Source organism: Deinococcus aetherius (assembly GCF_025997855.1).
GTDB classification, from domain to species: Bacteria; Deinococcota; Deinococci; order Deinococcales; family Deinococcaceae; genus Deinococcus; species Deinococcus aetherius.
In genome coordinates, this window is record NZ_AP026560.1 from 1342983 (window position 1) to 1367080 (window position 24098).

Consider the following 24098-nt stretch of genomic DNA (forward strand, 5'->3'; position numbering starts at 1 on the left):
AGATGTGCCGCCCCGGCTCAACTCTCGATGAGCGTGCCCACCCGCTCCCCGGTGAGGAGGCGCCGCAGGTTCCCCTCCTGGAAGAGGTCGAAGACCACGATGGGCAGTCCCTTGTCCATGCACAGGGTGAGCGCCGTCGCGTCCATGACCTCCAGGCGCCGCTCGACGACCTCCCGGTGGCTGAGGTGGTCGAGCCTCACGGCGTCCGGGTTCTTGCGCGGGTCGGAGTCGTACACGCCGTCCACCTGATTTTTCGCCATCAGCACCACGTCGGCACCGATCTCCAGGGCGCGCAGGGTCGCGGTGGTGTCCGTCGTGAAGAAGGGCGCCCCGTTCCCGCCGCCGAAGATCACCACGCGGCCCTTCTCGAGGTGGCGCATCGCCCGGCGGCGGATGTAGGGCTCGGCGACGGCGTGCATCTGAATGGCCGTCATCACGCGGGTGGGCTGGCCGGTCGCCTCCATCGCGTCTTGCAGGGCCATCGCGTTCATCACGGTGCCCAGCATCCCGATGTAGTCGGCGGTGGCGGGGTCCATGCCCTTGCCGTTGCGGGCGCCGCGCCACAGGTTCCCGCCGCCGATCACGACCGCGAGTTCGACCCCCGTGCCCCCCAGCGCCCCCGTGACCAGCCGGGCGAGGTCCGCCGTCGTGTCGGGGCTGATGCCGAATCCGGAGTCTCCCGACAGGAATTCACCGGAGAGCTTGAGCAGGACGCGTTTGTACACAGTTGCACCTCGTTCCAGAAGCGAGAAAAACCCGGCGGGCCACAGGGGAGCCGCCGGGCAGGGGAGGGGAGGGGCGGCTCAAGAAGAAGGGCGGCTTTGCTTGGCCGCCCCCCATTCTTTACGCGCCGACCTCGAACCGGACGAAGCGCCTGACCTGCGCGCCGCCGAGGTAGCCCCCCACCGTCACGCTGTTGTCCTTCACGAAGCGCTGCTCGGGCAGCACCTTCTCCTCGTAGAACTTGCCGATCTGACCCTGGACGATCTTCTCCACGATCTGCTGCGGCTTGCCCTCGTTGAGCGCCTTGTTCGTGAGGATCTCGCGCTCCTTCTCGATGTCCTCGCTGTTGACCTCATCGCGCGTCAGGTACTGCGGGCGCTCGGCGGCCACGTGCAGGGCCACGTCCTTCGCCTGCGCCTCGGTGCCTCCCAACAGGTCCACGAGCACGCCGATCTTGCCGTTGGAGTGGACGTACCCGGCCAGCGTCTCACCGTCACGGGCCTCGATGAAGGCCACGCGGTTCAGGACGAGGTTCTCGCCGATCTTGCCCGCCGCCGCCGCGACGGTGTTGCCCACGGTGTCGCCATTCACGGAGAAGTTGCGGAACTCCTCGACATCGTTCGTGCCCGCCTGGAGCGCCGCCTGGGCGAGTTGCTCCACGAGCGCCTGGAAGTCGGAGTTGCGCGCCACGAAGTCGGTCTCGCTGTTGACCTCGACGATGGCGCCCCGGTTGCCCTGAACCACGAAGCGGACCAGGCCCTCCTTCGCCTCGCGGTCGGCCTTCTTGGCGGCCTTCACGATGCCGCGCTCGCGCAGCAGGGCAATCGCCCTGTCCTCGTCGTTGCCCGCGTCGCTGAGGGCCTTTTTCACGTCCATCATGCCCGCGCCGGTCAGTTCGCGCAGCTTCTTGATCGATTCCATCATGAGGGATACCTCCTGGGTCTGGATTTTTGGTCTTGAGAAGGGGGCGGCCCGCACTCGCGCCGGACGCCCCCGAATGTGCGAGGTCGGCGCCTTTAGCCCGCGCGGCCCTGGCTGCTCGTGAGCTGGGTGGTGTCGCCCTCGACGTTTTCCTCGGCGGCCTCGATCTCGGCGTTGCCTTCCTCGACGCGCGCCCCGCTCACGTCCTCACCGCCGCCGCGCGCCTCGACCACGAGGTCACCGATGCGGTGGGTGATGAGCTGGATCGAGCGGATCGCGTCGTCGTTGCCGGGCACGATGTAGTCGATCACGTCAGGGTCGGAGTCGGTGTCGGCCAGCGCGATCACGGGGATCCCGAGCTTGTTGGCCTCCTGCACCGCGATCACTTCCTTGGTGGGGTCCACCACGAAGATCGCGTCGGGGAGGCGGGTCATCTTGCGGATGCCGCCGACAAAGCGCAGCAGCCGCTCGCGCTCGGCGCCGAGTTCGATGCGCTCGGCCTTGGGACGGTTATTGACGGCGCCCGACTCGAACATGTCGTCGAGTTCGTTGAGGCGGTCGATGCGGGTGCGGATGGTGCGGAAGTTGGTCAGCATCCCGCCCAGCCAGCGGCTCGTCACGAAAGGCATCCCGGTGCGCCGGGCCTCCAGCTCCACGATCTCCTGCGCCTGCTTCTTGGTGCCGACGAACAGGATCACGCCGCCGCGCTCGGAGAGGTCTTTGATGTAGTCGAAGGAACGGTCGATCTGCTTGAGGGTCTTTTGCAGGTCGATGATGAAGATGCCGTTGCGCTCCGCGAAGATGAAGCGCTTGAACTTGGGGTTCCAGCGTTTGGTCTCGTGCCCGAAGTGCACGCCCGCCTCTAAAAGCTGCTTCATGCTGATGTACGACACGTCTGACTCCTGAACGTTGGTCGGGAAAAAGTTTGCCGTCCTCGCGCCAGCCGCACGTCAGGAAGTGACGCTTGCTCGGCCAGGCCCGCGCGCGACGTTCGAGCACGCGGGGGCAGGGTCACGGGGGCACCCAAACGGGGAGTATAGCAGGTCAGAAGCCCAGTTCGGCGGCGGCAATCCGGGCGACTTCCAGCGTGGGGGCGGCGAGGTCAGGCTCGTCGTCCTCCAGATGCCACGCGGCGGAGAGACCTGCGTAGGCAAGCACCCATTGCAAAAGACGCTGCTGGTCGAGTTCCGCTGCCGCCGCGACGACGTGGGTCTGCCGTGCCAACCGCCCGGGTCGTGTCGCCGTTTCCGGGTCCGGGTTGCAGAAGATGTTGGCGTAGTCGAAGCCGCGCTCGCCGATCAGCCCCTTGGGGTCAATCGCCAGCCAGCCCCGCTCGCGGCTGTGGAGGACGTTGCCGTGGTGGATATCGCCGTGGAGGGGACGCAGGTGGCGGGGTTCCCGGAAGAGGTGTCGCGCCGTTTCCAGGGATGTTGCCAGCACGCCTCCCACCTGTGGCGCCAGCTCCTCCAACGTCCGAAACCACCGCTCCAGGGGCGTCAACTCCGGCCAGGGCCGGGCCTGCCTCGCGTGCAGCACCGCCACGGTCGCGCAGAGGATGCGGCTCGCCTCGTCGTCCTGCCCGGCGCGGACCATTTCCGCGAGGGAAAGATCACCCTCCACCCGTTCCAACAAGGCGGCCTCCCCGTCGTGCCGCAGGACGCGGGCCGCGCCCTCGCCGTTCCACCAGACCATCAGGCGGTGGCCGACCTCTTCCTCGTTCACCCGGGCGACCTTGAGCATGGCGGGCTTCCCGGCGAGGCGCACGGGCAGGAGGTCGCTGCTGTTCGTGTGGATGGGCTCGCCGTCCGGCACGAGGTTCCAGCGGCGCAGGTAGGGGTCGAAGGTCACGGTCCCAGTCTGCACCTCCCCCTTTGTGGTGAGGTTGCCCCCAGGCCCGAGGTGGTACGCTCCCCCGGATTATGGACTGGTTCTACGCCATCGTTTACGGGATCGTGGAGGGCATCACCGAATTCCTGCCGATCAGCTCGACCGGGCACCTGATCGTCGCCGGGAACCTGATGGGCGTGCCCTGGCCCAAGGAGGTCAAGGACACCTTCGAGGTGGTGATCCAGGGCGGCGCGATCCTGGCGGTGCTGGCGTACTACTGGCGCGACTTCGTGCAGCAGGGGCGCGACATCGGGCGCGACCGGCCCACCCAGCGGCTGTGGCTCGGCGTGATCGTCGCCTGCATCCCCGCCGTGATCCTGGGCCTGCTGTTCGGGGACGCGATCAAGGCGGCCCTCTTCCGCCCCAGCGTGGTCGCCTGGGCCCTGATCGTGGGCGGCGTGCTGATGTGGCTGATCGAGAGCCGCCGCGTGACGCCGAACATCCACAACATCAAGAACATCGGCGTGGGGCGTTCCTTCCTGATCGGCGCGGTGCAGTGTCTCGCCCTGCTGTGGCCCGGCTTCTCGCGCTCCGCGAGTTCCATCCTGGGCGGCATGGTGATGGGCCTCGACCGCCCCACGGCGACCCAGTTCTCCTTCTACCTGGGGGTGCCCACCCTGGGCGGCGCCGCCCTGCTCGACTTCATCCGCAGCCGCGACCTCCTCGCCCAGATCGGCCTCGTGAACGTGCTGCTGGGGGCGGTGACGAGCTTCGTGATCGCGTACCTCGCCATCGGCTGGCTGCTGCGCTTCGTGTCCACGAACAACTTCAAGGGCTTCGCGGTGTACCGGGTCGTCGTCGGCGTGCTGATCCTGGTGCTGATCGCCGCCGGGGTGATGAGCAACGGGAGCCTGGCCTGAGCACGGGCCGCGTATCCGAATCACGGGAGCGGAGGGGTTGAGCCCCCACCCTCCGCCGTCTGCGAAACTGGCGGCGTGTTCGACCGGGCCCTGACCCTCTACCGTCCCTTCCTGACCGGGCAGTACACCGTCTCGGCGGGGTTGTACAGGCTGGGCGCTCAGCCCGTGCCCTGGGCCGAGGGGGAGCCGGTGGAAACGCACACCTTCGCCCTCGACCGCGAGTACCCGCGTTTCATGGCGAGCAAGGCCGCCGCCCACCGCCGCGCGCTCCACGAGTACATGGGTGAGGCGGCCCTGACCCCCGAACTCAGGGAGGCCGCCCTGTCCTTCGTCGCCCGCACCCTCGCCGAGGGGAGCGGCGGCGTGATGACCTGGGACGGGAGGACGTTCACCAACCGGGCACTCGGCTGGGCGGCGGTCCTCGACCCGCGCTGGGGTGGGGTGGAAGGTCTGCGCCGCTTCGACGCGCCCCTCGCCCCCCTCGTTGCCGACGTGACGCCCGTGAACGCGCTCGACTTCCTGGGGCTGAACGTCCCCGAAGACCTCGCCGTCGTCGCCCGTCATCCCGAAGGCGGGGACTGGGTGGCCGCCCTGCACGTCCTCTCGCCGCAGCACTGGGACCCGCGCGAGAAGCTGGGGCGGGATTTCGTGGCGGTCCATGGGCCCGTCGCCGGAAGCGGGCCGATGAACGCCACCGCACCCCGGCTGATGGACGCGGTGATCACGCGGGGTCCCTTCGTCCGCTTCGCCTGGGGCGTCGCCATGAGTGACCGCCTCGACCACCACCCCGCCGCGCCGCAGGGCCCGGACCGTGCTCAGGGCACCCGCTTCGACCCGGACGGGGCCTTTCTGCGGGTGGAACGTCAGACGCTCACCGGCTTTCCCCGGGCTCACGGCGCCCTCTTCACCATTCGGCCCTACGTCTATTCGTTGCGGGACGTGGTGGCCGACCCCGTGCATGCCTGCGCCCTCGCCGCCGCGCTGCGGACGATGACTCCCGAGCAGGTGGTCTACAAGGGACTCTCGCCGCTGCTCCCCGACCTGCTCGCATGGCTGGAGAGGTTCGCCTGAAGAGTGCGTTCGGGAAGACGGGTCGGCGCCGCGCGGTCTAGACTCGTGCCGATGAGCTTTTCCCTCCCGTCGCGCCTCCTGCGCTGTGCCCTCCTCGGTGCGCTTCTCGTCGCCTGCTCGCCTCCCGGGTCGGGACAGGACACGGCCACGCGGGTTCAGACGGCCCGGACCGACACGACCCGTGCGGCCCGCGATCTCGGGCACGGCCTCCCCTTCGTTGCCGCTGCCGATCTCCCGCGTGAGGCCCGCCGGACCCTCAGCCTGATCCGGGCGGGCGGCCCCTTTCCGTACGCGAAGGACGGGAGCACCTTCGGCAACCGCGAGGGAATCCTCCCCAGACGCGCCCGGGGCTATTACCGCGAGTACACGGTGCCTACCCCTGGCGAGGACGACCGGGGAGCGCGGCGCATCGTGTGTGGCGGTCAGGCGCGCAGCGTGGGGGAGTGCTACTACACCGGCGACCACTACACCTCGTTCAGGAGAATCCAGCCGTGATCAACGTGTTTGGCGCTCCCCCCCAGGGCATCCAGCCCGCCCCGCATGACCCGCGCATCGTCGCCGCCGGGTATCAGGTGGCCGTACGCGAGGTGGACCTGTCCGGGGTGCGCGACAAGGATGGCCTGATGCTCGCCCTGTTGCGCGGCCTGGGCCTGAGCGAGAGTTTCGGGCGCAACTGGGACGCCCTGTACGACGTCCTGACCGACCCGGGCGCCCGCCCCGCCCGCTTCGCCCTCGTACTGTGCGATTACGCCCACTTCCGCAAACGGCACAAGCACCTCGGCGCCGAGCTGGAAGCCGTGCTCCTCGACGCCCAGCGCGACGCCGCCCGGCAGGACCGCAACCTGTGGCTCCTGGCGGAGGAACCCGACCACGACCCCCGTCACTGGTAGAGGTTCAGGCGGGCGTGAGGACGGCCGTGAAGGTCATCGCCCCGCCCAGGGAAACCTCCGGGTGGTACACCCCCGCCTCGGGATCGTAGGACCCACCGGGCCACACCTCCCTCAGCCCTAACCCCGTGCCGGACAGCAGCAGGCGCAGGTCGGCGGGGCTGTAACAGCGCAGGGACTGGGTGAAGGGCTCCTCCCCGCGCGGCGCGTAGGTGTCGAGCATCCGGCAGCCGTCGGCGTCGAAGCCGTAGGTCTGGGTGTGGCGTTCGGCGTGGCGGGTGAACCCCGCGTGCCGCGCCCAGTACCACGGGGTATAGACCTCGACGTAAGCCACTCCTTCCGGTGCGAGCCAGCCCGCCACCCGCGAGAGCAGATACCGCTGCTCGTCGTCCTCCCCGATGCCGAAGCCGTCCCAGTAGCAGAGCGTGTCGAAGGGACCGCCGGGGTCGAGGGTGGAGAAGTCTCCGGTCAGCGTGTGGACGGTGACCCCATGCTGGGCAGCCAGGAGTCGGGTGTGTCCCCCCACCCCCGCCCGCAGGTCGAGCGCCGTGACCCCATGACCGACGAGGGCGGCAGCGGTCGCAAACTGCCCCCCGCCCGCGCCGAGTTCGAGGAGGGCTCCCGGCTGACACCGGTGCGCCGTGACACGCGCCGCGAGAGAGGTATGGAAGGGATGGATGGGGGCGCTGTAACACCCCGTCAGGGCGTCCTGCCGCTCGTAGAAGGAGTGGGACCAGTGCATAGGTGAGCCTCCAGAACAGAACGAAGACACCGCATCGAATTGGCGGGCCAAACGTCGGGTCCGGGGGCTCAGCGCAAACGCATCGTGGACAGGTCCTCTCGTGGAATACCTGCACTCTAGCGGGGTTGGTGCCCACGCGCCTCATCCGTTTCGCCTCCCCCTGTTACACTCCCCGCGATGAGCGTTTCTCGGTTCCCCGTGCGCATCCTCGGCATCGACACCTCCTGCGACGACACGGGGGTCGGGATCGTGGAACTCGCCCCGGACGGCTCGGCGCGGGTGCTGGCGAACCGGGTGTGGTCGCAGACCGTCCACGCCCAGTACGGCGGCGTGATGCCTGAACTCGCCAGTCGCGAGCACGTCGAGCGCATCGACCGGGTGACCGGGGACGCGCTGGCGGAGGCGGGCCTGGAGGTGAATGACCTGGAGGCCGTCGCCGCCACCTCCGGCCCCGGCCTCGTCGGCGCCCTCCTCGTCGGGCTGATGTACGGCAAGGGGCTCGCGCAGGCGCTCGGTGTCCCCTTCTACGCCGCCCACCACCTCGAAGGCCACATCTTCGCGGCGGCGAGCGAGGCAGACCTGAAAGCACCCTACCTTGCCCTGGTGGTGAGCGGCGGCCACACCCACCTCTTCGACGTGCCGCGCGAGGGCGAGTACGTGCTTGTCGGGGCCACACGCGACGACGCGGCGGGGGAGGCGTTCGACAAGATCGCCCGGTTGGCGGGCCTGGGCTACCCCGGCGGCCCGGCGATCAGCGAGGCGGCTTTGAGGGGCGCCCCCGACGCCGTGCCCTTCAAGGAACCCTTGCAGGGGCAGAAGGGCTTCGACTTCTCCTTCAGCGGGCTCAAGACCGCCGCCCTCCTCGCCCACAAGGCCGGGGCGAAACCGGAAGACCTCGCCGCCGGGTTCGAGCGGGCCGCCGTGCGCTTCCTGGTGAAGACTACCCTGCGGGCGGCGCAGGCGTGCGGGCGGGAAACCGTGGTCGTCTCGGGTGGGGTGGCGGCGAACCGGGCGCTGCGGGAGGCGTTCGCGGCGAGCGGCGTGCGGGCGGTGTTCCCCGGCAAGGACCTGAACACCGACAACGGGGCGATGATCGCGCTTGCGGGAGCGGCGGCCATCCGGGCGGGGCGGGAACCCAGTGCCCTCAGCGAGGGGGCGGTGGCGTACGCACCGCTGGCGAACGCGTAGGGCTCAGCCCTCCCAGGGGTTGAGGAAGGGCACGCCGAGTGCCTGAAAGTCGGCGGCGTTGCGGGTGACGAGGGTGAGGCGGTGGTGGAGGGCCGTCGCGGCCAGGAGCGAGTCCATTCGGGGGAGTTGCCCGGGCGTTTTGCCGCTGCGCAGGACGAGTTGCGCCCAGGTCACCATCACGTCCCCGGTGACGGGCAGGATGCGTCCCTCGTAGTCTGGAAGGAGAACATCGTCCACCCAGGCGCGGAGTTGCAGTCGCCTGGCCGGGTCGGTCTGTTTCTGGACGCCGTACTCCACCTCCCCAAAAGTGACCGCGCTGAGATATAGATCGGAAAGCGGTGTGGTTGTAAGGAGCTGCACCAGGGCGGGCTGTGGACGTGCCCTGGCCGTTTCGCTGATGACGTTGGTATCCAGCAGATAGGCCATCAATCGAAGTCCAGTTCGATGTCGCCCCAGGGCGTCCGGTCCCGCTCGAATTCCAGGTCCTCGATCTTGGGAATGCTGCGGAACGTCTCGATCCCCATGCGCACCGGCCCCACCTCTCCCTCCGGCTCCACCACCACCAGCCGCACCGTCGGTTTCCCGTGCCGCGTCACGATGACCGTCTCGCCCGCCTCCGCCTCGCGGATGAGCTGGCTCAGGTTGGCCTTGGCGTCCTGCAACTTCACGAGCTTGGTCATATCTTCGCCCCCTTCTGGTCTTTCTGACCAGAAAATAGCATCCTGAAGCCTCCTACTTTTGAGCCCCTGCTGCTCAACTTCCTTACGCCCGTCTCACTGAACTTGTCAGGCGGGCGTGACCAAGAGCGCGCTATACTCCGGTGTCATGTTCCGTGTCCTGAACAAAGTGTTCGACAACAACCAGCGCGACGTGCAGCGCATCGTGAAAACGGTGGTGCAGGCCGTGAACGCGCTCGAAGAAGAGACGATGAGGGTCGAGAACCTCGCCGAGGCTTTTCTGGCCCTGCGCAAGCGGGTGCAGGAGGGCGGCGAGTCCCTCGACGACGTGCTCGTCCCCGCCTTCGCCCTGATCCGCGAGGCCGGTCGCCGCTCCATCGGCAAACGGCACTACGACGTGCAGCTCATCGGCGGCACCGCCCTGCACCAGGGCCGCATCGCCGAGATGCGCACGGGCGAGGGCAAGACGCTCGTCGCCACGCTGGCCCTCGCCCTCAACGCTCTGGAGGGCAAGGGCACCCACCTCGTCACCGTGAACGACTACCTCGCCCGCGTCGGTGCCGAGGAGATGGGGCTGCTCTACCGGACGCTCGGGCTCAGCGTCGGCCTCATCACCCGCGACATGCAACCGCACCAGCGTCAGGCCGCCTACGCCTGCGACATCACCTACGTCACGAACTCGGAGCTGGGCTTCGACTACCTGCGCGACAACATGGCCCAGAGCCGCGACCAGCTCGTGCTGCGGGCCGACAATCCGCTGAACTTCGCCATCGTGGACGAGGTGGATTCCATCCTGATCGACGAGGCCCGCACGCCGCTGATCATCTCGGGAGCCGCCGAGAAGGCCACCGACCTGTACTACGTGTACGCCAAGCTGATCCGCCGCCTGCAACGGGGCGAGCCCGCCGAGCCCGGCAAGCGCGCCGAGCCCACGGGCGACTACACCATCGACGAGAAGGGCAAGCAGGTCCACCTCACCGAGGGGGGCATCTCCAAGATCGAGCGGCTGCTGTCGCTGAACGACCTCTACAGCCCCGAGAACATGGACAAGGCGCACATGATCACCCAGGCGATCCGCGCCAAGGAGCTCTACCACCGCGAGAAGGACTACATCGTGAACGCCGAGGGTGAGGTCATCATCATCGACGAGTTCACGGGCCGCTCGATGCCGGGGCGCCGCTACGGCGAGGGGCTGCACCAGGCCATCGAGGCGAAGGAGGGCGTCAAGATCGAGAACGAGAACCAGACGCTCGCCACGATCACCTACCAGAACTTCTTCCGCCTGTACAACAAGTTCGCCGGAATGACGGGCACCGCCAAGACCGAGGAAAAGGAGTTCCTCGACATCTACGGCTCGGACGTGCTGGTCATCCCCACGAACAGGCCGATCATCCGCAAGGACGCCGAGGACCTCGTGTACCGCACGCGGCTGGGCAAGTACCGGGCGGTCGTGGAGGAAGTCAGGGAGATGCACGCGACCGGGCGCCCGGTCCTCATCGGCACGGCCAGCATCGTCACCAGCGAGCAGCTCAGCGAACTGCTGGGACAGGCAGGCATCCAGCACGCGGTCCTGAACGCCAAGTTCGAGGCGCAGGAGGCGAGCATCATCGCGCAGGCGGGCCGCTCGGGCACCGTCACCATCGCCACCAACATGGCGGGGCGCGGCACCGACATCATGCTGGGGGGGAACGCGGAGTACATCCTGGGCGAGGCGATTGAGGGGCAGCTCGGCCTCAGCCGCTACGCGCCGGAGGTGGAAGCCTTCATCAAGGCGATCAGCCGCCAGGACCCCGAGGCCGAGCGGCTGGGGATGCAGATTCCCGGCATGACCCGCGAGTTCATCCGGCAGGCGCAGCAGCTCCAGACCGACACCATCGCCGACCGCGCCCGGGTGCAGGAACTCGGCGGCCTGCACATCATCGGCACCGAGCGGCACGAGTCGCGCCGGATCGACAACCAGCTCCGGGGCCGCGCGGGGCGTCAGGGCGACCCGGGGAGCAGCCGCTTCTACGTCTCCTTCGAGGACGACCTGATGCGCCTGTTCGCCAACGACCGGGTGGTCGCCATGATGGACCGCCTGGGAATGGACGACACGCAGCCCATCGAGGCGAAGATGGTGACGGGGGCCATCGAGCGTGCGCAGGCCCGCGTCGAGGACCGCAACTTCGGCATCCGCAAGCAACTGCTGGAATTCGACAACGTGATGAGCAAGCAGCGCGACACCGTGTACGCCCAGCGCCGCGAGGTATTGCTCGGCGCCGACGAGGACGTGGAGGAGTCGACCGAGGGGATGATCGGCGACTTCGCGGAGATGCAGCTCGCCATACACGCGCCCGCCGACCAGGCGCCCGAGACCTGGGACCTGGAGACTCTGCGGACGAACATGATTGACGCGGTGCCCCAGCTCGGCGACTACGACTTCGAGGCCCTGCGCGCCATGACCCCGGCGGACGCGCACGCGCACCTCCTGGGCGCGGTGGCGGATACCTTCGACGCCCGCAAGGACGAACTCAGCCCCACGATGCTCAACAGCCTCAGCCGCTACGTGCTGCTTCAGGTCGTGGACCAGCACTGGAAGGAGCACCTGCACGGCATGGACGTGCTGCGGCAGGGCATCGGTCTGCGCGGGTACGGGCAGCGCGACCCCTTCACGGAGTACAAGTTCGAGGCGACGAACATGTTCAACGACATGATCGACAACATCAAGGGCGAAGTGACGAAGTACGTCTTCCGCATGGAGTTCGGCACGGCGGCCTGAGGCTGTTGAAGAGGGGGCGTGGGCCAGGGCGGCTCGCGCCCCCTCGCTTTTGCGGTGGCGTGGCGTCAGTGAGTTCGGCTGCTCAGCAGGAGCCGCACCCCGAAGGCGGCGAACACCGCCCCCGCCGTCCGGTCGATCCAGGCCGTCGCCCGGCGGTACGCCCTCTGCGGCCCGGGCAGCGAGAGCAGCGCCATCACGCTGAAGAAGGCCGCCGCCTCCAACAGCACCATGACGAACATCGCCGTCTTCATGCTCGCCGTCGTCGGCATCAGAAAGGTGACGAAGATGCCGCTGAAGTACACCACCGCCTTCACGTTCGCGACGTTCGTGAGGAACCCGGTGCGGAAGGCCACGAGGTCAGTCGTTGGTACCCGGGCGGCGACGTGTGGCTCATCGCCGCGTGCTCCGGCCAGGGACGCGCGCCACCTCTGCACCCCCAGGTAGACCAGGGACGCGCCCCCCAGGACCTTGAGCGCGGTTTGCAGCCACACCACGCGCTCGAACATCAGGTGCAGCCCACCCAGCGCCAGACCCGCCCACAACATGTTGCCGACCGTGATGCCAAACGCGGCGAACGGGGCGGCCCGGCGCGAGGTGCTCGCCGCCGTCCTCGCCACCAGGAGGGAGTCTGGCCCGGGCGTCATGATGGCGAGCAGATGCATGACGAAGAGCGTGGCGAGGACGTTCACAGCCTTACCTCGCCACACCCGGAACACCTCTTGACGCGCCCGCGTGGACGTTCGTCCCGGGGTGGGTCCCCCGTCGCCCCAGGAAGACGAGAATGATCGAGCACCCCTGTCCCGCCGCGCTTCGCCCGTGGTAAACTTCACCCGTCAGCCCAGCGTCAGCGTAAACCCCGGGACTCTCGTTCTCGTACCCCGGTTGCCCGACTCACCCCATTCCAGGGGCACACTCACGGGCAAGAGCAGGGGCGAAAGGTAGGCTCATCATGGCGGAAGTCGTTCTGGAGCACATCAACAAGCGTTACGGCACCAAGCACCACGCGGTGAAGGACTTCAACCTCCACATCGGGGACCGCGAGTTCATGGTGTTCGTCGGGCCGTCGGGCTGCGGCAAGAGCACGACGCTGCGCATGATCGCGGGCCTGGAGGACATCACCGACGGCACCCTGCGCATCGGGGACCGGATCGTGAACGACGTGCCTCCCAAGGACCGCGACATCGCGATGGTCTTCCAGAACTACGCGCTCTACCCGCACATGAACGTCTACGAGAACATGGCCTTCGGCCTGAAGCTCCGCAAGACGCCGAAGGACGAGATCGACAAGCGGGTGCGTGACGCGGCCAAGATCCTCCAGATCGAGCACCTGCTGGGCCGCAAGCCCAAGGAGCTGTCGGGCGGTCAGCGTCAGCGCGTGGCGATGGGCCGCGCCATCGTGCGCGAGCCGAAGGTCTTCCTGATGGACGAGCCGCTCTCCAACCTCGACGCGAAGCTGCGCGTGGAGATGCGCTCGCAGATCAGCCAGCTTCACCGCCGCCTGGGGGCAACGATCATCTACGTGACGCACGACCAGGTTGAGGCGATGACGCTCGGCAACCGCATCGTGGTGATGCGCGACGGCGTGATCATGCAGGTCGACACGCCCATGAACCTCTACGACTTCCCGCAGAACAAGTTCGTGGCGGGCTTTATCGGCAGCCCGAGCATGAACTTCCTGACGGGCCGGGTGCAGAACGGCGAGTTCGTGATCGGCGGGAGCCGCATCGCCCCAATGGGTCGTCTGTCGCAGAGCCTGCGGGCCTACGAGGGCAGGGAAGTCTCCATGGGCATCCGCCCCGAGCACCTGGGCATCGTGGGCATGAGTGACATCCCCCAGGGCACGAACGTCCTGCGCGGTAAGGTCGTGGTCGTCGAGCCGCTGGGCGCCCAGACCGACCTGATCATCGACGTGGACGGGCAGACCCTCACCGCCAAGGTGGAGGGACAGGCCATCGTGCAACCCGGCGACTCCATCGACCTGCTGATCGACCAGACCCGGTTGCACGCCTTCGACAACGACTCGGAAGCCGCCATCGACCGGGGCACGCCGACCGGCACGCGCGGTCAGGCCGACACCCTTGGCCTGGGCTACCAGTACGACGACGACTCGTCCCGCCGCGTGGTCAACCTGGGCAGCGTCTCCGCCGACGACTGAACCCTCCACACCTCAGCGCCGCCTTCCTCGTGGGGGCGGCGCTGTTCGTTCGGGCCCGGTTCGTGTGAGCCGGGTCAGGTTCCTCATCCGCGCGCTCTTTCTTCCACCTTCATCTGGACGCTAAAGTGCCGGGGCATCCCGCCCAACCTGACACTGGAGGAACCCGCATGATGAAGAAAGCCCTGTTGACCCTCACCGCCCTGACCCTGCTCGCCAGCGCCGCCCAGGCGCGCACCTGGGACGAGATCAAGAAGAGCGGCACCGTTCGGATCGCCACGGAGGGGGCCTTCCCGCCCTTCAACCTCCTCAAGGGCAATCAGCTCACGGGCTTCGAGGTGGACCTCGCCAACGCGCTCGCCAAGGGGATGGGCCTCAAGGTGCAGTGGGTGACCCAGCCCTTCGACAACCTCCTGATCGGCCTGAACCAGGACCGCTACGACTTCGTGATCGCCAGCCACGGCATCACCCCCGAGCGGGCGCGGGCGGTGGACTTCTCCAACCCGCACTACTGCACGGGCGGCTCCATCGTCTCGCGGGTGGGCGGCCCCAAGACCGCCGCCGACCTGAAGGGCAAGACGGTGGCCGTGCAGGTGGGCACCACATACCTCCAGAACGTCCAGAAGGTGCCCGGCGTGGGCTCGGTCAAGACCTTCCCCAAGGACACCGACGCCCAGGCCGCCCTGCTCGCGGGCCGCACCGACGCCTGGGTGGGCGACAAGTTCACGGGGCTCGACCTCGTGAAGGCGCAGAAGGGCAAGCTCGTGCAGGGTGACCTGCTGTTCAACGAGCGCATCGGCATGGCGGTCAAGAAGGGGAACAGCAGCCTGCTGAGGGAGCTCAACGCCGCCCTCACCAAGGCGCAGCAGGACGGCACCTACGCCAAGATCAGCAACCAGTATTTCGGCCAGGACATCCGCTGCCGCTGAGCGGCGAGGCCCACCCTTCCAACCCCGGTTGCCCCGTGCAACCGGGGTTTTTCTCGTGTGGAACGTCAGTTCTAGAGCACGGGCGGTCTATGGAGGCGGTGCCGGGGGCGCGGATTTGTGGGATGATCGGCCAATGACAATTCATCCCTCATTCCGCTCCGCCTCACCCGCTGAGGACGACGAATGACGGCCCAAAGGACCGCGCCCCGGCAACCCCCCGGCGGGGTGAACCTGCTGGTGTGGCTCGTGGGAGCGGCCGCCGCCTTCCTGCTCCTGTTCTTCGTGATCACCCTGATCCTGCGCCGGATTCCCGACCCCATCGGCCCCCGCGCCGACCTGTTCGTGCAGGGGGCGCGGATGACCCTGCAACTCACGCTGGTGAGCGGGCTGATCGGGCTGGTGATCGGCATCCTGGTGGGCATCGCGCGGACGAGCGCCGTGTGGCTCGTGCGGGCGCCCGCCGGGCTCTTCGTCTGGCTGGTCCGGGGCACGCCGCTTCTCGTGCAGATTCTGTTCGTGTACAACGCCCTGCCGCCCCTCCTGCAATCGGTCGGGATCAGGCTGGAACTCAACGAGTTCTGGTCGGCGGTGATCGCCCTCGCCCTGAACGTGGGCGCGTACAACGCCGAGGTGATCCGCGCGGGCATCCTCGCCATCCCGCGCGGGCAGGGCGAGGCGGCGCGCTCCCTGGGCCTCAGCGGCGGGCAGACCATGAACACCATCATCCTGCCGCAGGCCCTCCGGATCGTCGTGCCGCCCCTGGTGAACAACCTCGTCGCGCTCCTCAAGGACTCCTCGCTCGCCTCCTCCATTGCCCTGCTCGAACTCACCCTCGCCGGGTCGCGGGTGTCGAGCGAGACTTTCCTGCCCATCCCGGTGCTCACGACCGTCGCGTGCGTCTACCTCGCCCTGACGACGGTGATGACGCTGTTCACGGATCAGTTGGAGAAGCGGGTAAAGATCGCCACGAGGTAGAGAGTCGCCAGCGGCCAGTCGCCAGCAGAAACAGCAAAAGCCCCCGGCCTGACGCTTCGGGGGCTTTTTCCTGGTGCCTGGAAACTGGCGACTCGCGACTCTCCCTCAGGCTGTCGCCACCACCGCAGGCGGCTCGTTCCGGCTCCCCGCCTTCTGCCAGAAGTACACGACGGCGATCAGTCCGAGAGCGGCGAGGTTCCAGAAGATGTGGGTGGGGATGATCAGGATGAAGGACGCGACGAGCAGGATCAGCGTCTGGAGGAGGTTCGTGCGGCGGTGCAGGTAGCGCAGGGTGGCGGCGCTGAAGGCGACGAGGCCGATGAAGGCGAAGAGGATCATGGGGATGGCCTCGCCCCAGGGCAGACCGCCGAGCCGGTTATTGGCGATCAGCAGGAGTGACGGATTGAAAAACATCATGTAGGCGAGCAGGGCCGTTCGGAGTTCGTACTGGAAGGCCTGCACGCCCGTCGCCACCGGATTGCCCCCGCTGATCGCCGAGGCGGCGAAGGCGGCCAGGGCGACGGGGGGCGTGGAATCCGCCATGATGCCGAAGTAGAAGACGAACATGTGGACGGGGAGCATCTGCGCCGGGTTGCCCGTGTCCAGACCCGCGATCTTGGCGATGATGGGCACGATCAACGCGCTCATCAGGATGTAGTTGGCGGTGGTCGGCAGCCCCATCCCCAGGATCAGGGCGATGAGCTGCGCCATGAACAGCACGATCAGGATGGCCCCGAAGGCGGCGACCGCAGTGACGTTGACCCCCGGAATCAGCCCCGCGACCCCCGTCAGCAGGTCGCGGAAGCTGTTGCTCACGAGCTGCACGATGTCGGCGAGCCCGAAGCCCAGCCCGGTGATCGTCACGATCCCGACGATGATCCCGGCGGCGGCGGTGGCGATGGCGATGCCGATCATCGAGCGGGCGCCGCTCTCGAAGGCCTGGACGAGCATTCGCCCGCCGTCCGCCAGACCGCGCCCCACGCCCCGCCCGTCCCGGGTCGCCCGCCACGCCTCCTGCGCGAACATCATGGCGATCATCAGGAAGATGGTGTTCAGCGCGACCCGCTCGGGGGTGGCCTCCGGGTTGATCGTCAGGGTGCCGATCAGGTAGACGAGCGGGACGAGGTAGTACCAGCCGGAGAGGAGCGTCTGCCGCACGCGGGGAAGTTCATTTCGGGGAAGGCCGCGCAGCCCCAGTTTCAGCGCCTCGATGTGCGTCACGACGAGCAGGGCGGAGTAGCACAGGAAGGCGGGAATCGCGGCGGCGAGGATGAGGCTGCGGTACTCGATGTTGAGGTTCTGCGCCATGATGAAGGCCGCCGCGCCCATCACCGGGGGCATCAGTTGGCCGTTGGAACTGCTCGCCACCTCGATGGCGCCCGCCTTCTCAGCGGAGTACCCCACCCGCTTCATCGTGCCGATGGTGATGTTGCCGCCCGTGACCACGTTCGACACCGCCGACCCGCTGATGATGCCGTTCAGGGCGCTGGAGAGCACGCTCGCCTTCGCCGGGCCGCCCCGGAAGGCGCCGAGGAGCCCTTGAGCGACGTTCATGAACCAGTCGCCCGCCCCGAGCTTGTCGAAGATCGCCCCGAACAGCACGAACAGGAAGACGATCTGCGCGGAGACGCCGATGGCCGTGCCGAAGATGCCCTCGGTGTTGGCGAAGAGTTGCCCCACGACCTGCGGCCAGGTCTGCCCGGCGTGGAGTTGAAGCTGCGGCCCCAGGTCGCCCCGGATCAGGCCCTTGGGCCCGGTCAGCGCGTACAGCATGAACACGAGCGCCACGATGGGCATGGCGATCCCGATGGTGCGCCACGCGGCGAGGAGGAGCAGAATCACCATCGCGCTCCCCACCCACACATCCGGTGAGGTGAGCACCCCGCCCTGCACGTTGGCGATGGTGGGGTACTGGACGATCAGGTAGACGGCGCTCGCGGTGGCAATCGCCCCCAGAATCCAGTCGAACCACGGCACGCCGACCTGCGGTTTGCCCGGCGTCTTGCGGAAGGGGAAGACGAGGTAGCCCAGCGCGAAGGCGAAGGCGAGGTGGGTCGCCCGCAGGACGATGGGGTCGAGGGTGCCGACCTGCGCCGCGTACATCTGGAAAAGGCACCAGGCGACGGCGAGGGCAGTCACCAGCCACCGCTGCCCCCCGAACAGCTTGCGCCCGCCCGTCTCGGCGGCCTCGACCATCTCGATGGCGCGGCGTTCCCCCTCGGTCATGCCCAGGCTGGGGTCGGTGGAGATCGGTCTGGTGGGGTCACTCACAGCGTGCTCATCCTTCCTCGAACAAAGGGGGCCAGCCGCGAGGGTTGGGCGGCTGGCCCGGGTTCCGGCCCTGAGGGCGCTTACTTGACGTTCAGGCCCTTCTCGCGGAAGAACTTGAGCGCGCCGGGGTGGAGCGGCGCGGGCAGACCCTTGACGGCCTTCTCGTACGAGAAGTTGGTGGCGAGGCTGGGGTGCAGCGCCTTGAGTTCCGCCTCGTTGCCGAAGGCGGCCTTCATCGCCTTGTAGACGGCGTCCTCGCTGGCCCCGGTGGTGGTGACCAGGGTCGCCTGGACGGCCACGCTGGGGACGGTGGCGCCCACGCCCTTGTAGCTCTTGGCGGGGATGTTGTAGCGCACGTAGAAGGGGTACTTCTTGATCAGGGCGGCGGCCTGGTTGCCGCTCACCGGCACCACCTTCACGTCCACCGTCTGCGCGATCTGCGAGATGGCGCTGGCGCCCACGCCGACCGTGTAGAAGAGGGCGTCGGCGCGCTTGTCCTGCATCAGGGTGATGCCCTGCGCCGGGGACACGCGCAGCGCCTGCCCCAGATCGTCGAAGCTCAGCCCGTAGGCCTCCAGCACCTGCCGCGCCGTCTGCTCGGTGCCCGAGCCCAGGTCGCCGATGACCACGCGCTTGCCCTTGAGGTCGGCGATGGAGTTGATCCCCGCGTCCTTGCGGGCGATGACGTGCAGCACCTCGGGGTAGAGGACCGCCATCGTGCGGAGCTTGTTGTTCGCCTTGCCCTGGAAGGCCTGGATGCCCGTGCCCCGGTAGGCGTAGTACACGATGTCGTTCTGCGCGATGGCGGCGTCGAGTTCGCCCGTTCCCAGGGCGTTCACGTTGAACACGCTGCCCCCGGTCGAGCGGGCGTTGGCGCGCACGCCGCTGCCCGAGTCGTTGATGAGTTTCGCCATCCCGGTGGCGACCGGGAAGTAGACGCCCGTGGTCGAGCCCGAACCGATGGTCAGGAAGGTGGTGCCCTGCGCGAAGGCCACGGCGGCGGTGCCGAGCAGCAGGGCGGTCAAGACTTTCTTCATGGGTGCTCCTTGTGGGCAACGTTGGGCAGTTGCCTGCGTGGCGGGTGGCGTGAATTTTAGCATGGAGCCGGGAGTGGAGGCGGTTCCAGGAAAGGTGGGCCGGAGTGCGGCGGCGGCCGTGTTACGGTCGGCCATGCGGGAACGGCGGCCTTTCGACCTGGAGAGTTACGTACGGCGCACGCGGACGGGGCCGTGCTTCATCTGCGAGTTCCTGAAGGGGAACCCCAACCATCACCATCACATGCTGTACGAGGACGACCTCGCGGTGGTGTTCCTGGCCCGCGCGCCGAATGGGGAGGGCAGGCAACTCGTCCAGGCACCGGGGTATACGCTCGTCGTCCCCCGCGAGCACAGGGAAGGGGCCACGCACGACTTCACGCTCGCCGAGTACCTGCGCCTTCAGACGGTCGTGTACCACGTCGCCGAAGCCCTGCGGCAGGAGTTGCCGACCGAGCGGGTCTACATCCTCTCCCTCGGCAGCGACCAGGGGAACAGCCACGTCCACTGGCACGTCGTCTCCCTGCCCCCCGGCGTCCCCTACGACGAACAGCAGTTCCACTTCCTGATGGCGGAACACGGCGTCGTCGAGTTGACCCGGGAGGAGATGACGGACCTCACCGCGCGGTTGAGAGAACGTCTGAAGAGGACGCTCGTCATGAACCAGGACCAGCCGTGATGGTCAAGGCTACGTACCACCACGCTCCCGAGGGCTATTTCTGCCCCTTTTGCGAGGTCGTTCGTGGCGGGCGGCGGGCGCGGACCCAACCCGAGGACATCGTTTTCCAGACCGGGAAGGTCACCGCCTTCGTCGCGGCGGGCTGGTGGCCGAACAACCCCGGCCACGTCCTCGTCGCTCCCAACGCGCATTTCGAGAACATCTACGAGCTTCCCGACGAGTATAGTGCGGCCATCTACGCGGTCGCCCGACGGATCGCACTCGCCCTTAAGTCGGCCTATGGCTGCCACGGCACCTCGACGCGGCAGCACAACGAGCCGGGCGGCGGGCAGGACGTGTGGCACTACCACCTGCACGTTTTTCCCCGCTACGAGGGCGATAGCCTGTACGCGCTCACCGACCGTCGTCGAACGACCTCACCGGAGGAACGGGTGCCGTACGCGCGGAGGCTGCGGGCTGCTCTACAAGCTCAGGTTGAACCGCGAGGGACGTGAGGTGAGTCGCAGTCGCCGCTCAACCTCCCCTCTTCCGGCAGCCTGTACACTCCCCCCATGACCCAGCTCAGCACCAGCACCCAGCCCACCAGCACGAGTGCCCCGGCGGCGGGGCCCATCATCGTCGCGCAGGACGTGCAGAAACACTTCGGGAACTTCCACGCCCTGCGCGGGGTGAGCATGAGTGTCCGGCCCGGCGAGGTCGTCGTCATCATCGGGCCCTCGGGCAGCGGCAAGAGCACCTTCATCCGCACGATCAACGCCCTCGACCCCCACGACGGCGGGAGCATCACGGTGGACGGCATTCCCCTTCAGGGCGCCCGCAACCTCGACGCCATCCGCCGCGAGGTGGGGATGGTCTTCCAGTCCTTCAACCTCTTCCCGCACCTCACCGTGCTGGAGAACATCACCCTCGCCCCCATCCGCGTGCGGAAGACTAGCAAGGCCGAGGCCGAGAAACGGGGGCTGGAACTCCTGCGGCGCGTCGGGATCGAGGAGCAGGCGCACAAGTACCCGGCGCAGCTTTCGGGCGGGCAGCAGCAGCGCGTCGCCATCGCACGCGCCCTGGCGATGGACCCCAAGGTGATGCTCTTCGACGAGCCGACCTCGGCCCTCGACCCCGAGATGATCAAGGAGGTGCTCGACGTGATGAAAGACCTCGCGCGGGGCGGCATGACCATGCTCGTCGTCACGCACGAGATGGGCTTCGCGCGGGAGGTGGCTGACCGCATCCTCTTCTTCGACGCGGGCCAGATCGTGGAGGACACGACCCCGGAAGCCTTCTACACCAACCCCCAGCACGAACGCGCGAAGGCGTTCCTGGGCAAGATTCTGGGGCACTGAGGGTCAGTCGCCCGGCTGTGTGGCCCGCCCCCGAACAGGCTGCCGCCGCTTCCAGACCACCCGCACCGCGAACAGCGCCGCGATCACCAGGGCGTACATCAGCGGGGCGGTGTGGTCTTTCTTGACCCCCCACCAGTAGTGCAGGGCGGCGAGGCTGACCGACACGTAGACGAGTTGGTGCAGCCGTTGCCAGCGGGCAAATCCCAGCCGCCGCACCGAGTCCGCCCGGCTCGTCAGCGCCAGCGGCACGAGGAGCAGGAGCGCCGTGAAGCCGACGGTGATGAAGGGCCGCTCCAGCACGTCGGTGAGGATGGTTCCCGGCACGAACCCCTGGTCGAACAGGTAGATCAGGAAGTGCAGGGCCGCATACCCGAAGGCGAGCAGGCCGAGTGCCCGGCGGATGCGGGCGGTCCACGTCCACCGGAACACGAGCCTCAACGGCGTGCAGGCGAGCGAGAGGATCAGCAGCACGAGGGCGAGGAGGCCGGTCTGGTGCAGGGCGCGTTGCACCGGATTCGCGCCGAGCGCCCCCGTCCAGGCGTCGAGCAGCATCAGGGCCACGGGCAGCAGGCCGCCCGCCGTCACCCCCGGGACGAGCCAGGGGAGGGGGCGGCGGGCGACTCGGGCGGCGGGCTGAACGGTCAAAAGAACTGCCTCAGGTCCATCCCCGCGTACAGGTGGGCGACTTCCTCCGCGTAGCCGTTGAAGGGCAGGGTCGGGCGGCGCCCCAGTTCCCCGATGCGGCGCTCGCTGGCCTGGCTCCAGCGGGGGTGATCGACCGCCGGGTTCACGTTCGCGTAGAAGCCGTACTCGTCGGGCGCGGCCGCGCTCCAGGTCGTGCGCGGCTGCTCGCGGGTCAGGGTGATCCTCACGACTGACTTGATGCTCTTGAAGCCGTACTTCCACGGCACGACGAGCCGCAGCGGCGCCCCGTTCTGGGGGAGCAGGACCCGCCCCTGGAGCCCCACCGCCATCAGGGTGAGGGGGTGCATCGCCTCGTCGAGCCGCAGCCCCTCCACGTAGGGCCAGTCGAGCACGTCCGAACGCTGGCCCGGAAACTGCTCCGGGTCGTGCAGGGCCGTGAACTGGACGTATTTCGCCTGCCCGGTTGGCTCCACCCGCCTCAACAGGGCGGCGAGCGGGAAGCCCAGCCACGGCATCACCATCGACCAACCCTCCACGCAGCGCATCCGGTAGATGCGGTCTTCGAGAGGGAACCACGACTGGAGGGTGCCGAGGTCCACCGTCTGCGGCTTGCGGACCTCGCCGTCGATGCTCACCGTCCACGGGCGCGTGCGCAGGCTCCCGGCGAGGCGGACGGGGTCGTCCTTGCCGAGGCCGAACTCGTAGAAGTTGTTGTAGGTCGTGGCCTCCCGGTAGGGCGTGACCGCCTCGGTCGTGTCGTAGGGGCCGAGGGGACGGTCGGGGCGCCACACGAGGTTCTCGCCCGGCGTGGTGTCCACCGCCCCGGGACGGCGGGTGAGCAGGGTCAGGCCGCCGCCGAGCGCCGCCACCGTGCCGGTGAAGAGGGCGGCGTGGCGCAGGAACTCGCGGCGGGTGGGGTGGGGGCGGGACGGGGTTTCGGTCGTCGCCGGGGGGCGCTGGCCCTCGGGGTCACGTTCGGGGGGAAGGATGGTCATGGGTCTCCTGGACACGAAGGATGGCGAGGGACGCCTCCCTCAGCCAGGATACGGAGCGCGGCCCCGTCCAGGTTCAGTCCAGGTCACCAAGCCGCCTCAGGCGTCCCGGCGCAGCTTGCCGCACTGCCACCAGGCGGCGGCGAACAGCACGGCGGCGAGGCCGAACACCGTGCGGTAGCCGAGGCCGTCGGCGATGACACCGCCCACCACCGGGGCGAAGAGGGCCGTGCCCACCAGCGTGTTCAGGGTGCCGATGTAGCGGCTGCGGTGCTCGGGCGGCGAGATGTTCAGCAGGTGGTTGGTGTGCCCGAGGTTGAAGCCCTGCGCCGCCACGCTGGAGAACAGGAAGACGAACAGGTACGCCCACGTTCCCAGCCCCAGCGCCCCCACCGTCAGCGCCGTGAGGGGAGCGAGCGCCGCCGAGACGGACGCGTACCGGATGATGCGCCGCGACCCCTTGCGCTCGGCCACCCGCTGCCAGAAGAGGTTCGACAAGGGGGCCACCCCGGTCAGGGTCATCACGAAGACGCCCAGGGTGGCCGCCGGGTAGCCGAGTTCGCGCAGGGCGTACACGGCGTAGAAGGGGTCCCCCAGGCTCGCCGCCGCGAGGAGCAGCCGCACCCTCAGGAAGGCGCGGAAGTGCCCGTCGGCGAGCGTGGAGGGGATCGCCCGCACCTCGTCCCACAGCCTGCCGGGGGGCTGGGGCGGGTCGGGGGGCTCGGTCACCCGGCCGAACACGCCGTACCCCACGGTGTACGCGACGGCGCCGAGGAGGAAGATCAGCGCGTAGTTCAGCGGGAAGGCCAGCCCGGACGCGAGAATCCAGCGCACCCCCAGCCCCGCCCCGAAGGCGAGCAGGCCGCCGTACAGGTTGCGCGTGCCGAAGAAGCGGGCCCGCCGCCCCTGGGGCACGACCTTGCTCACGACCTCCAGGAAGGGGAGCCCCGCCACGCCCGAGGCGAGGGCGTTCGTCAGCATCGCCAGGACGAAGAGGGCGAGGCAGAGGGCGGGGCGCCCCGCCAGCGTCGCCGCGACGACGGCCATCGCCAGGTACGAGAGCATCCGCACGAGTGCCGCCGAGCGGTACACGGGGAGCTTGTAGGGCAGGGGCCGGACCTTTGAAGCGACGAGGAGCTGCGGCAGCATCCACCCGCCCCCCGCGATGGCGGGCAGCAGGCCGATCACGGCGTTCGGCGCCCCCAGCCGCGCCGCGAAGCCCGCCAGCACGACCGACACGTTCAGGAAGCCGTCGCCCAGCAGCACCAGCCAGCCGTTGAGGATGCCCAGCCGCTCGTCGCGGTTCCAGGGCTCGTGGCGGGGGAGGGGGCGGACGGCAGACACCCCGGCATTATCGGCACCGCCCGGGG

General features: G+C 68.4%; 25 protein-coding genes. 12 read left to right on the forward strand and 13 right to left on the reverse strand.

Annotated elements, in window-relative coordinates; translation table 11 throughout:
* Window positions 1-17: 17 nt before the first annotated feature.
* The 4 genes from pyrH to DAETH_RS06750 form a co-directional block, all read right to left on the reverse strand.
* Complete coding sequence (gene pyrH / locus DAETH_RS06735) at window positions 18-725, reverse strand: UMP kinase (protein WP_264777147.1); 708 nt, start codon at window positions 723-725, stop codon at window positions 18-20.
* A gap of 118 nt (window positions 726-843) precedes the next feature.
* Window positions 844-1647, reverse strand: coding sequence for a translation elongation factor Ts (gene tsf, locus DAETH_RS06740; protein WP_264777148.1), 804 nt, complete (start codon window positions 1645-1647; stop codon window positions 844-846).
* Between the two features lie 92 nt (window positions 1648-1739).
* The gene (rpsB, locus tag DAETH_RS06745; RefSeq protein ID WP_264777149.1) at window positions 1740-2537 is read right to left on the reverse strand and encodes a 30S ribosomal protein S2; all 798 of its coding nucleotides are present in this window, start codon (window positions 2535-2537) and stop codon (window positions 1740-1742) included.
* 151 nt (window positions 2538-2688) lie between these two features.
* Complete coding sequence (locus tag DAETH_RS06750) at window positions 2689-3492, reverse strand: aminoglycoside phosphotransferase family protein (RefSeq protein WP_264777150.1); 804 nt, start codon at window positions 3490-3492, stop codon at window positions 2689-2691.
* 71 nt (window positions 3493-3563) lie between these two features.
* Here DAETH_RS06750 and DAETH_RS06755 point away from each other — a divergent pair, with 71 nt between their 5' ends.
* The 4 genes from DAETH_RS06755 to DAETH_RS06770 all read left to right on the forward strand — a co-directional run bounded on the left by DAETH_RS06755 (window position 3564) and on the right by DAETH_RS06770 (window position 6352).
* Window positions 3564-4391: an undecaprenyl-diphosphate phosphatase gene (locus tag DAETH_RS06755; protein ID WP_264777151.1), complete on the forward strand. Its 828-nt coding sequence runs from the start codon at window positions 3564-3566 to the stop codon at window positions 4389-4391.
* A 75-nt stretch (window positions 4392-4466) separates the two neighbouring features.
* Window positions 4467-5462 (forward strand): heme-dependent oxidative N-demethylase family protein, encoded by a 996-nt coding sequence (locus DAETH_RS06760; protein ID WP_264777152.1) that lies wholly within the window; start codon window positions 4467-4469, stop codon window positions 5460-5462.
* A gap of 51 nt (window positions 5463-5513) precedes the next feature.
* Window positions 5514-5957, forward strand: a complete 444-nt coding sequence (locus DAETH_RS06765) for a ribonuclease (RefSeq protein WP_264777153.1) — start codon at window positions 5514-5516, stop codon at window positions 5955-5957.
* Window positions 5954-6352: a barstar family protein gene (locus DAETH_RS06770; protein WP_264777154.1), complete on the forward strand. Its 399-nt coding sequence runs from the start codon at window positions 5954-5956 to the stop codon at window positions 6350-6352. Before DAETH_RS06765 ends, DAETH_RS06770 begins: the two co-directional genes overlap by 4 nt.
* A 4-nt stretch (window positions 6353-6356) precedes the next feature.
* On the opposite strand, the gene DAETH_RS06775 is transcribed toward DAETH_RS06770, so the two are convergent.
* Entirely contained in the window at window positions 6357-7091 is a 735-nt protein-coding gene (locus DAETH_RS06775; RefSeq protein ID WP_264777155.1) for a class I SAM-dependent methyltransferase, read from the reverse strand.
* Window positions 7092-7268: 177 nt separating this feature from the next.
* Between DAETH_RS06775 and tsaD the strand changes: the two genes are divergently transcribed.
* A complete protein-coding gene (gene tsaD / locus DAETH_RS06780) occupies window positions 7269-8279 on the forward strand; it encodes a tRNA (adenosine(37)-N6)-threonylcarbamoyltransferase complex transferase subunit TsaD (protein ID WP_264777156.1) in 1011 nt (336 codons plus the stop codon).
* Window positions 8280-8282: 3 nt separating this feature from the next.
* Here the strand turns inward: tsaD and DAETH_RS06785 are convergent, their stop codons facing one another.
* Together DAETH_RS06785 and DAETH_RS06790 are read right to left on the reverse strand one after the other, a co-directional pair.
* Window positions 8283-8705: a type II toxin-antitoxin system VapC family toxin gene (locus tag DAETH_RS06785; protein ID WP_264777157.1), complete on the reverse strand. Its 423-nt coding sequence runs from the start codon at window positions 8703-8705 to the stop codon at window positions 8283-8285.
* Entirely contained in the window at window positions 8705-8959 is a 255-nt protein-coding gene (locus DAETH_RS06790; RefSeq protein WP_264777158.1) for a type II toxin-antitoxin system Phd/YefM family antitoxin, read from the reverse strand. Before DAETH_RS06790 ends, DAETH_RS06785 begins: the two co-directional genes overlap by 1 nt.
* A 145-nt stretch (window positions 8960-9104) precedes the next feature.
* On the opposite strand from DAETH_RS06790, the gene secA reads away from it, so the two are divergent.
* Window positions 9105-11714: a preprotein translocase subunit SecA gene (gene secA / locus DAETH_RS06795; RefSeq protein WP_264777159.1), complete on the forward strand. Its 2610-nt coding sequence runs from the start codon at window positions 9105-9107 to the stop codon at window positions 11712-11714.
* A gap of 65 nt (window positions 11715-11779) precedes the next feature.
* Here the strand turns inward: secA and DAETH_RS06800 are convergent, their stop codons facing one another.
* The gene (locus DAETH_RS06800) at window positions 11780-12403 is read right to left on the reverse strand and encodes a LysE family transporter (RefSeq protein WP_264777160.1); all 624 of its coding nucleotides are present in this window, start codon (window positions 12401-12403) and stop codon (window positions 11780-11782) included.
* Between the two features lie 260 nt (window positions 12404-12663).
* Between DAETH_RS06800 and DAETH_RS06805 the strand changes: the two genes are divergently transcribed.
* The 3 genes from DAETH_RS06805 (at window position 12664) to DAETH_RS06815 (ending at window position 15770) form a co-directional block, all read left to right on the forward strand.
* Complete coding sequence (locus DAETH_RS06805; protein ID WP_264777161.1) at window positions 12664-13869, forward strand: ABC transporter ATP-binding protein; 1206 nt, start codon at window positions 12664-12666, stop codon at window positions 13867-13869.
* 170 nt (window positions 13870-14039) lie between these two features.
* A complete protein-coding gene (locus tag DAETH_RS06810) occupies window positions 14040-14795 on the forward strand; it encodes an ABC transporter substrate-binding protein (RefSeq protein ID WP_264777398.1) in 756 nt (251 codons plus the stop codon).
* A 183-nt stretch (window positions 14796-14978) separates the two neighbouring features.
* A complete protein-coding gene (locus DAETH_RS06815) occupies window positions 14979-15770 on the forward strand; it encodes an amino acid ABC transporter permease (protein WP_264777162.1) in 792 nt (263 codons plus the stop codon).
* A 105-nt stretch (window positions 15771-15875) separates the two neighbouring features.
* Here DAETH_RS06815 and DAETH_RS06820 read toward each other — a convergent pair whose 3' ends face one another.
* Entirely contained in the window at window positions 15876-18041 is a 2166-nt protein-coding gene (locus tag DAETH_RS06820; protein WP_406585097.1) for a TRAP transporter permease, read from the reverse strand.
* Window positions 18042-18121: 80 nt separating this feature from the next.
* Entirely contained in the window at window positions 18122-19078 is a 957-nt protein-coding gene (locus DAETH_RS06825; RefSeq protein ID WP_264777163.1) for a TAXI family TRAP transporter solute-binding subunit, read from the reverse strand.
* A 49-nt stretch (window positions 19079-19127) separates the two neighbouring features.
* On the opposite strand from DAETH_RS06825, the gene DAETH_RS06830 reads away from it, so the two are divergent.
* From DAETH_RS06830 to DAETH_RS06840, 3 genes are read left to right on the forward strand one after another with little or no spacing between them, the layout of a single operon-like run.
* Entirely contained in the window at window positions 19128-19754 is a 627-nt protein-coding gene (locus DAETH_RS06830; RefSeq protein ID WP_264777164.1) for an HIT family protein, read from the forward strand.
* Window positions 19754-20248, forward strand: coding sequence for an HIT family protein (locus DAETH_RS06835; RefSeq protein ID WP_264777165.1), 495 nt, complete (start codon window positions 19754-19756; stop codon window positions 20246-20248). The genes DAETH_RS06830 and DAETH_RS06835 overlap by 1 nt, the downstream gene beginning before the upstream one ends.
* 57 nt (window positions 20249-20305) lie before the next feature.
* A complete protein-coding gene (locus DAETH_RS06840) occupies window positions 20306-21091 on the forward strand; it encodes an amino acid ABC transporter ATP-binding protein (RefSeq protein WP_319993738.1) in 786 nt (261 codons plus the stop codon).
* 3 nt (window positions 21092-21094) lie between these two features.
* Here DAETH_RS06840 and DAETH_RS06845 read toward each other — a convergent pair whose 3' ends face one another.
* From DAETH_RS06845 to DAETH_RS06855, 3 genes are all read right to left on the reverse strand, one after another.
* On the reverse strand, window positions 21095-21643 hold the full coding sequence (locus DAETH_RS06845) for a protein-methionine-sulfoxide reductase heme-binding subunit MsrQ (RefSeq protein WP_264777401.1): 549 nt from the start codon (window positions 21641-21643) through the stop codon (window positions 21095-21097).
* An 89-nt stretch (window positions 21644-21732) separates the two neighbouring features.
* The gene (gene msrP, locus DAETH_RS06850; RefSeq protein WP_264777166.1) at window positions 21733-22731 is read right to left on the reverse strand and encodes a protein-methionine-sulfoxide reductase catalytic subunit MsrP; all 999 of its coding nucleotides are present in this window, start codon (window positions 22729-22731) and stop codon (window positions 21733-21735) included.
* Between the two features lie 96 nt (window positions 22732-22827).
* Window positions 22828-24072 carry an MFS transporter gene (locus DAETH_RS06855; RefSeq protein WP_264777167.1) on the reverse strand — a complete coding sequence of 415 codons (1245 nt, stop codon included), beginning with the start codon at window positions 24070-24072 and terminating at the stop codon, window positions 22828-22830.
* Window positions 24073-24098 lie beyond the last annotated feature (26 nt).

Bases quoted from the DNA above. Each gene is read 5' to 3' on its own strand.
- DAETH_RS06755 (WP_264777151.1), top strand. From the start codon at position 3,564: ATGGACTGGTTCTACGCCATCGTTTACGGGATCGTGGAGGGCATCACC.
- DAETH_RS06810 (WP_264777398.1), top strand. From the start codon at position 14,040: ATGAAGAAAGCCCTGTTGACCCTCACCGCCCTGACCCTGCTCGCCAGC.
- DAETH_RS06805 (WP_264777161.1), top strand. From the start codon at position 12,664: ATGGCGGAAGTCGTTCTGGAGCACATCAACAAGCGTTACGGCACCAAG.
- msrP (WP_264777166.1), bottom strand. From the start codon at position 22,731: ATGACCATCCTTCCCCCCGAACGTGACCCCGAGGGCCAGCGCCCCCCG.
- tsf (WP_264777148.1), bottom strand. From the start codon at position 1,647: ATGATGGAATCGATCAAGAAGCTGCGCGAACTGACCGGCGCGGGCATG.
- DAETH_RS06840 (WP_319993738.1), top strand. From the start codon at position 20,306: ATGACCCAGCTCAGCACCAGCACCCAGCCCACCAGCACGAGTGCCCCG.
- DAETH_RS06835 (WP_264777165.1), top strand. From the start codon at position 19,754: ATGGTCAAGGCTACGTACCACCACGCTCCCGAGGGCTATTTCTGCCCC.
- DAETH_RS06785 (WP_264777157.1), bottom strand. From the start codon at position 8,705: ATGGCCTATCTGCTGGATACCAACGTCATCAGCGAAACGGCCAGGGCA.
- DAETH_RS06790 (WP_264777158.1), bottom strand. From the start codon at position 8,959: ATGACCAAGCTCGTGAAGTTGCAGGACGCCAAGGCCAACCTGAGCCAG.
- DAETH_RS06775 (WP_264777155.1), bottom strand. From the start codon at position 7,091: ATGCACTGGTCCCACTCCTTCTACGAGCGGCAGGACGCCCTGACGGGG.
- tsaD (WP_264777156.1), top strand. From the start codon at position 7,269: ATGAGCGTTTCTCGGTTCCCCGTGCGCATCCTCGGCATCGACACCTCC.
- DAETH_RS06765 (WP_264777153.1), top strand. From the start codon at position 5,514: ATGAGCTTTTCCCTCCCGTCGCGCCTCCTGCGCTGTGCCCTCCTCGGT.
- secA (WP_264777159.1), top strand. From the start codon at position 9,105: ATGTTCCGTGTCCTGAACAAAGTGTTCGACAACAACCAGCGCGACGTG.
- DAETH_RS06845 (WP_264777401.1), bottom strand. From the start codon at position 21,643: ATGCTGCTCGACGCCTGGACGGGGGCGCTCGGCGCGAATCCGGTGCAA.
- DAETH_RS06815 (WP_264777162.1), top strand. From the start codon at position 14,979: ATGACGGCCCAAAGGACCGCGCCCCGGCAACCCCCCGGCGGGGTGAAC.
- DAETH_RS06825 (WP_264777163.1), bottom strand. From the start codon at position 19,078: ATGAAGAAAGTCTTGACCGCCCTGCTGCTCGGCACCGCCGCCGTGGCC.